Source organism: Pseudomonas sp. Choline-02u-1 (genome assembly GCF_002836515.1).
Taxonomy (GTDB): domain Bacteria; phylum Pseudomonadota; class Gammaproteobacteria; order Pseudomonadales; family Pseudomonadaceae; genus Aquipseudomonas.
In genome coordinates, this window is sequence record NZ_PJBC01000012.1 from 127,892 (window position 1) to 134,382 (window position 6,491).

Consider the following 6,491-nt stretch of genomic DNA (forward strand, 5'->3'; position numbering starts at 1 on the left):
TATAGGCCTGCATCCAGACAAGGGATAATCGCGCTTCATCAACGTATTGGTTTTGTCTCATGCAATACGCGTTTCCCCTGCTGGCGATTTTCATCTGGGCCGGCAACACCGTGATCAACAAACTGGCGGTCGGAGCGATTTTTCCGGCCGAGATCGGCTTCTATCGCTGGCTGCTCGCCGGCGTGCTGTTCACTCCATTCATGCTCAGGAAAGTCATCGCGCACTGGCCGCAGATTCGGCCAAATCTGCGGCGGATTTTCATTCTCGGTGTGCTCGGCATGGCGGTGTATCAGAGCCTCGCCTATTTCGCTGCAACACTGACCACCGCGACCAACATGGGCATCATCCTGTCGTTGATGCCATTGATGTCGCTGGCGATGGCGATCATCAGCCTCGGCCAGCGCCTGACCGCTGGTGCCTTGGTCGGCGCAGTACTGTCGTTTGCCGGCGTGCTGGTGGTGGTGTCGTCCGGCAGCCTCGGTGCGCTGCTGCAACATGGGGTCAATCTGGGCGATGCGATGATGCTGATCGCGACGCTGGCCTACGCGGTCTACAGCACGCTGTTGAAAAAGTGGCAGCTGCGTTTGCCGCCGCTGGTGTTGCTGTATTTGCAGGTGCTGGTGGCGATTGTGGTGTTGTTTCCGCTGTTTGCGGTTTCGCCGAAGACCGGGCTGAACCTGCATAACGTGCCGCTGGTGCTGTACGCGTGCCTACTGGCTTCAATGGTCGCACCGCTGGCGTGGATGCAAGCAGTGCAGCGGCTGGGACCGAGTCGGACGACGTTGTTTTTCAACCTGCTGCCACTGATTACCGCGTTGATTGCGGCAGTGGTGTTGAAGGAGCGGTTGGCGATGTATCACCTGGTGGGCGGGTTGTTGACCTTGGGTGGGGTAGTTTTGTCGGAGCGCTGGACCACGGTGCTGGGCCGCCGGATCAGCGTCCCCTGATTGAAAAAGATCGTGCTTTCATAAACCAGCTGCCGCCAGTCGCGCCGCATGCTCGACAAACAACCGCACCGGATCCGCGCCCTTGCCCACCAGCCCCAGCGACTGATTGACGATGTCGAAATGATCCAGCGGATAGTCATCACCGATCACCGTGCCCAGATGCGAGCTATAACGGCCGACCATGCCATCGCACTGCCCTCGCTCGCGGACGAAGGTTCTGGCGAACAACCGACAACTGCGATTCGTCCCGTCGACAAGATTGCCGCCCCGATCGGTCTTGCCCGGTTGCAGCGTCCCCGACCAGGAGTAGTAACGCACACCGTTGACCTCTTCCGGCCCCTGCCCACCCCAGGTTTGCGGCAGCCCCTGCGGATAACGCTGATTGAACAAGGCGGCGCCCGCCGTGGTCAGCGATTGGTGGGAGGCGTGGATATCCACCGGCAGTTTCGGCCCGTGATACCCGGTGTCGAGCAATGCCATGAGCCAGCCGATCAGGCGCAGCGACGCTTCGAGCAAGCGACCCTTGGCGCTGTTGGCGGGATAGTGCTTTTCCAGATAATCGGCCAGTTCAGAGCCCTGATTCGGCCCGGCCACCGAGGTCACCGAGGCGACCAGATCCGGACGCTTCGCCGCCGCATACCGTGCGGTCAGCGCGCCCTGGCTATGACCGAACAGGTTGACTTTTTGCGCCCCGGTCTCGCGCAGGACTTCCTCGATCCGCGCCAGCAACTGCTCACCGCGCACCTCGGTGGAGTTGAGCGGCGAGACCTGCACCGCAATCACCGTCGCACCACCACGGCGCAAGGCCTTGATGATGCCGAACCAATACGGGTAAAGCACCAGCCGGACAAAGCCGAGCATGCCTGGCACCAGCACCAGTGGATAACGTGTCGACATGGGTTACATCCTTGTGCGCGGTGAGTGAACACTTGATCTGCAAGACGCCCGCCAAGCATCCACCATGACGGTGACAACTCAACAATCAGCCTGCTTCAAGTATCGCTCCCGGCCACGGTGGCGCGGCAAATCGCATAAAACTTTCGCTTCGCTCAAGACTCACACCCTGGGTAGCGACCGCGTCTTCAGAACGTGGCGCTTATCGGATTAGCCTCCAGGAGAATGAAATGAGTGACCTGCATTTGTCTGATGTTCAAACCCTGCGTGAACGTGCGCGGCAACACGTGGAAAACGGCGCGGTCACCGAGGGCTACAACGCGAACCGTGAAGAAATACTGCGCTTGCTCAACGAGTCGCTGGCCACCGAGCTGGTGTGCACCTTGCGCTACAAGCGCCACTACTTCATGGCCAACGGCCTGAAAGCCAATGTCGCCGCCGATGAATTCCTCGAACACGCCAATCAGGAAGCCGAGCATGCTGATCGCCTCGCCGAACGCATCGTGCAACTGGGCGGCGAGCCGGAGTTCAATCCCGACCTGCTGAGCAAGCTGTCCCACGCGCAGTACGTGGCCGGCAATTCGCTCAAGGAAATGGTGTACGAAGACCTGGTGGCCGAGCGCATCGCCATCGACAGCTACCGCGAAATCATCCAGTACATCGGTGACAAGGACCCGACCACCCGCCGCATCTTCGAAGACATCCTCGCCCAGGAAGAAGAGCACGCCGACGATATGGCGGACATCCTCAACGACCTGTAACCCTTAAAAGCAAAAGATCGCAGCCTTCGGCAGCTCCCACAGTTGGAATGCATTCCCCTGTAGGAGCTGCCGAAGGCTGCGATCTTTGGCTTCTGCCCTGCTTACTTGCTGGGTTTGACGGTCACCGGTGCCTTGCCCTGCTTCATCTGCTCAAGCAACGGCGCACACTGATTCGGCTCGCCACCGCTAGGCGCGACCAGCGCCAGCAGTCCCGCCGCCGGTGCGGCAATCACGCCCAATGCAACCATCCCCGCGCCGCGCAGCATCAGCGGCACCGCTTTGACACCGGCATCCGGCTTGATGAACTTGCCGCGCACATACAGCGGCGAGCGCAGCGAGATCAAACGCCAGCCCTTGGATTCCGGAGTGACGGTCAAGTCGAGTTGCTCGGTGGCCATGTTCGCCGTGCCATCGATGTAGATGATCGCGTTCTCGGTATCGAAGACAAACAGCCGCGTGGTGGCCAGACCGGTCGTGATGTCGAAGTCCGCCGCCGCGCAGTTGATCTTCACTTCCTTGTCGCCAAAGATCTTGCCGACCACGTAGTTACCGACATTGAGCCCGGCCAGTTCCATCAGCTCACGGCTGATCGCACCGTCGTTGATCAACATCTTCAGATTACCGTTGGCGCCGCCGAGCAGCTTCGCCACGGAGTTGCCCCGCCCGCTGATATCGGCATCACCGTTGAGCTCACCGAAACTGGTTTTCATCGGCTCGAAGGTCGGGAACAGCTCTTTGAGTTTGAATTTGCGTGCGGTCAAGCGCGCCCGGCCTTCCAGCGGTTCGGTGCGGCCATTGAGGCGGATCTGCGCATCCAGCGTGCCGCCAGCGACGCCAAAGCGCAGCGGCTCCAGGCTGAGTTCGCCGTCGTTGAGTTTCAGGTGGGTATAGAGGTCGTTGAACGGCAGCTTCGCGCTGTGGACGATGCGCTTGCCGGTGAACTCGACGTCGGCATCCATGGCGCGCCAGCGATCGGTCTTGAACTCTTCGACCGGCAGGACTTTATCCGCCGGTTGCTTGCTCGCGCCGCCACGGGCCTTTTGCTCGGTGTTGGAATCAGCCCCGATCAACGGTGCAAGGTCGGCGAACAGCAGTTGATTGGAGAGCAGCGCACCCGTGAGTTTCGGCCGTGGCTGGCTGGCCACGTAGGTCAGGTCGCCGTGGATGTCGCTGTCGCCGATCTTGCCGTTGAATTTTTCATAAGTGAATTTCGCCCCGGCCGCGTCATGCAGCTTGGCGATCAGGTGGCCGTCAGTGGAATACGGCGGTGTGTCCGGCAGGGTCACGCCGGTCAGCGGGTAAAGATTGCCGAGACTGTCGCCAGCGAGTTTCAAGCGCAGGTCGAGAGCGCCGAGATTCAGCGGGTCAGTCAGGGTGCCGGCCAGTTCGATACGCGTGTCGCCAATCTTCGCCTGAGCCTGTAACGGAAACGGTTTGTTTGCGTCCTGCAACGCCAACAGCCCGCCGATCTTGCCCTGCCCGGTGAGGTTCTGCGCGTGGTACTGGCCTTTGACCTTAAGTGCAAAGGCGTAATCCTGCGGGGCGCCGCCCTTGTTTTGGGCAGTTTTCGCCGCTTTGTCGCCGACGATTTCGCTGAACGGAATCGGCTCGCCGAGCGGGTCGATCAGCACGTCGAGATTGGTTTTCAGGGTCTGATCGTCGAGGGTCACATGGCCCTTGTCGAAACCGATCGCGCCGATGTCGACCACCCAGTTCGACGGTTCGGCGTTCGGGTCTTTGGGATCGAACTTGAACGTCCAGTTGGCGCGGCCATCGGCCAGACGTTGCAGCTCAGCGTTCGGCTCGGTCAGGTCGATGCGCGGAATCACTACGCGCTGCGCCAGCAGGGCCAGCGGCGAAATGCGCAACTCGACGCGCTTGAGCGTGACCATTTGCGGTTGTTTCGACCAGTCCGGGTTGCCCAGGCTCAAGTCCTCGGCGACCACGTGCGGCCACGGCACCCAGGCGCGCCAGCCGCCTTCTTCCGGCTCGCGCCGCCAGATCACCGCGAGGTTGCCATTGATGGCAAACGCCCGATGCAGCTCTTCCGAGACTTTGGCATTGATGGTCGGTTTGATCCGGTTCCAGTCGAAAAACACGATGATCAGAATCAAGGCTGCCAGCAGCAGCGCAACGATGGCGAAGGTCCAGCTGAAGATTTTTCCAGTGCGCGTCATGCACAAAGCTCCTGATCACGACCGCACGCCGATTACCCGACGCACAGCTGAAACGGCAGACCGAAGCGGCCCCTGTGCAGTCTGTGACTGGCGAAAGGCCCGCAGGTTTAATCGAAAGGCAGTTTAAGCCATAAAAAGCCCGGCAAACCTGACCGATCGGTCGAGCAGTGTTACCGCGACCCGCACTTTTGCGAGGCGCGAGTGAGTCGAAAATACCCACGACGGTGCAAAACCGTCGCCCGCAAAGGCGCGGGCTAGAGCCTTCGCACGGAACAATCAATTCTGTTGATTATTACCATTGCGTTTATGAACTTTTATATCGACTTATCGAGAGTAGCATTGCCTTCGTACCCACTTTATCGCCCTCCCAAGGAGCCACCATCATGAAACGTCAATTACTGCTCAGCCTTACCCTGTCGATGCTAGCCAGCACTGCTTTCGCTCTGCCCGCTGCCGATCAGGCGACTCCACAAGTCAAAGACAGCCACTCGGTGTTCAGCCAGACGCTCGCTGAAGACGGCTACGACAAAACTCCACAAGGCCAGACCCTGGCTGAAGATGGCTACGACAAAACCCCACAAGGCCAGACCCTGGCTGAAGATGGCTATGACAAAACCCCACAAGGCCAGACCCTGGCTGAAAACGGCCGCAACCGTCTCGAAGAAAAAGGCCTGGTAGAAGACGGCTACGACAAGACCCCACAAGGTCAAGCCCTCGCCGAAGGTGGCGGTGACCGTGTCATCGAACGCAACAGCGCTGTGAGCTGAGCCCATGACGGCCCGGCAAAAAAGCCCAATCGGCGGATTGGGCTTTTGACTTTTCAACTTCTGTAAACCCTCCCTGCACGACTCCCCGTTCGACGCCGACAAAGCCGATTTGCTAGAGTGCGGCGCTTGTCCTGCCGAAGAACACACCTTGCGATGCTGCCCCGCGCCGAACAGAAACAACAGACCCGCAATGCCCTGATGGACGCTGCCCGCCACCTGATGGAAAGCGGCCGAGGATTCGGCAGCCTGAGCCTGCGCGAAGTGAGCAAGACCGCCGGCATCGTGCCCACCGGTTTCTACCGTCACTTCGCCGATATGGACGCGTTGGGGCTGGTGCTGGTCAGCGAAGTCGGCCAGACCTTCCGCGAGACCATTCGCTTGGTGCGTCACAACGAATTCGTCATGGGCGGCATCATCGACGCTTCGGTGCGCATCTTCCTTGATGTGGTCAACGCCAACCGCTCGCAATTTTTGTTTCTCGCCCGCGAACAGTACGGCGGCTCACTGCCGGTACGTCAGGCGATCGGGCGCCTGCGCGAAAACATCAGCGCCGACCTCGCTGCAGACCTGGCGCTGATGCCCAAGCTGCAACATCTGGACATCGCCGGTCTGAGCGTGATGGCCGACCTGATCGTCAAATCAGTATTCGCCACCCTGCCAGACATCATCGACCCGCCGGCCGAAGCCCTGCCCGAGCATCTGACCCCGCAAGCGAAGATCACCCAGCAGTTGCGCTTCATCTTCATCGGCCTCAAACATTGGCAGGGCCTGGGCAGTACCGAGTAGTCCCTTCTCCACCATTGACACCCAAGCCTCCAACTGTGGGGCGGGCTTGCTCGCGAAGGCGTCATGCCAGTCACCTTGATTAATCAACTGACCCACTGCCTTCGCGAGCGAGCCCGCTTGTGTCTTGATCTAGGAATAAACTCTAGGGTGAGAGGGGTG

The 6,491-nt window shown here is 60.1% G+C and carries 6 protein-coding genes; 4 read left to right on the forward strand and 2 right to left on the reverse strand.

Going from position 1 to position 6,491, the window contains the following annotated elements; genetic code table 11:
- Positions 1 to 59: 59 nt before the first annotated feature.
- Positions 60 to 947 (forward strand): DMT family transporter, encoded by an 888-nt coding sequence (locus CXF97_RS09950; protein ID WP_101158353.1) that lies wholly within the window; start codon positions 60 to 62, stop codon positions 945 to 947.
- An 18-nt stretch (positions 948 to 965) separates the two neighbouring features.
- Here CXF97_RS09950 and CXF97_RS09955 read toward each other — a convergent pair whose 3' ends face one another.
- On the reverse strand, positions 966 to 1,844 hold the full coding sequence (locus CXF97_RS09955) for a triacylglycerol lipase (RefSeq protein ID WP_101158354.1): 879 nt from the start codon (positions 1,842 to 1,844) through the stop codon (positions 966 to 968).
- A 227-nt stretch (positions 1,845 to 2,071) separates the two neighbouring features.
- Between CXF97_RS09955 and CXF97_RS09960 the strand changes: the two genes are divergently transcribed.
- Positions 2,072 to 2,602, forward strand: a complete 531-nt coding sequence (locus tag CXF97_RS09960) for a bacterioferritin (RefSeq protein WP_039756965.1) — start codon at positions 2,072 to 2,074, stop codon at positions 2,600 to 2,602.
- 101 nt (positions 2,603 to 2,703) lie between these two features.
- Here CXF97_RS09960 and CXF97_RS09965 read toward each other — a convergent pair whose 3' ends face one another.
- The gene (locus tag CXF97_RS09965; protein ID WP_101158355.1) at positions 2,704 to 4,779 is read right to left on the reverse strand and encodes an AsmA family protein; all 2,076 of its coding nucleotides are present in this window, start codon (positions 4,777 to 4,779) and stop codon (positions 2,704 to 2,706) included.
- Positions 4,780 to 5,162: 383 nt separating this feature from the next.
- On the opposite strand from CXF97_RS09965, the gene CXF97_RS09970 reads away from it, so the two are divergent.
- Positions 5,163 to 5,546, forward strand: a complete 384-nt coding sequence (locus CXF97_RS09970) for a hypothetical protein (RefSeq protein ID WP_041480705.1) — start codon at positions 5,163 to 5,165, stop codon at positions 5,544 to 5,546.
- 153 nt (positions 5,547 to 5,699) lie between these two features.
- Positions 5,700 to 6,332, forward strand: coding sequence for a TetR family transcriptional regulator (locus CXF97_RS09975; RefSeq protein WP_101158356.1), 633 nt, complete (start codon positions 5,700 to 5,702; stop codon positions 6,330 to 6,332).
- Positions 6,333 to 6,491 lie beyond the last annotated feature (159 nt).

Coding starts and splice junctions, on each gene's coding strand:
- CXF97_RS09950 (WP_101158353.1), top strand. CDS start 60: ATGCAATACGCGTTTCCCCTGCTGGCGATTTTCATCTGGGCCGGCAAC.
- CXF97_RS09955 (WP_101158354.1), bottom strand. CDS start 1,844: ATGTCGACACGTTATCCACTGGTGCTGGTGCCAGGCATGCTCGGCTTT.
- CXF97_RS09960 (WP_039756965.1), top strand. CDS start 2,072: ATGAGTGACCTGCATTTGTCTGATGTTCAAACCCTGCGTGAACGTGCG.
- CXF97_RS09965 (WP_101158355.1), bottom strand. CDS start 4,779: ATGACGCGCACTGGAAAAATCTTCAGCTGGACCTTCGCCATCGTTGCG.
- CXF97_RS09970 (WP_041480705.1), top strand. CDS start 5,163: ATGAAACGTCAATTACTGCTCAGCCTTACCCTGTCGATGCTAGCCAGC.
- CXF97_RS09975 (WP_101158356.1), top strand. CDS start 5,700: ATGCTGCCCCGCGCCGAACAGAAACAACAGACCCGCAATGCCCTGATG.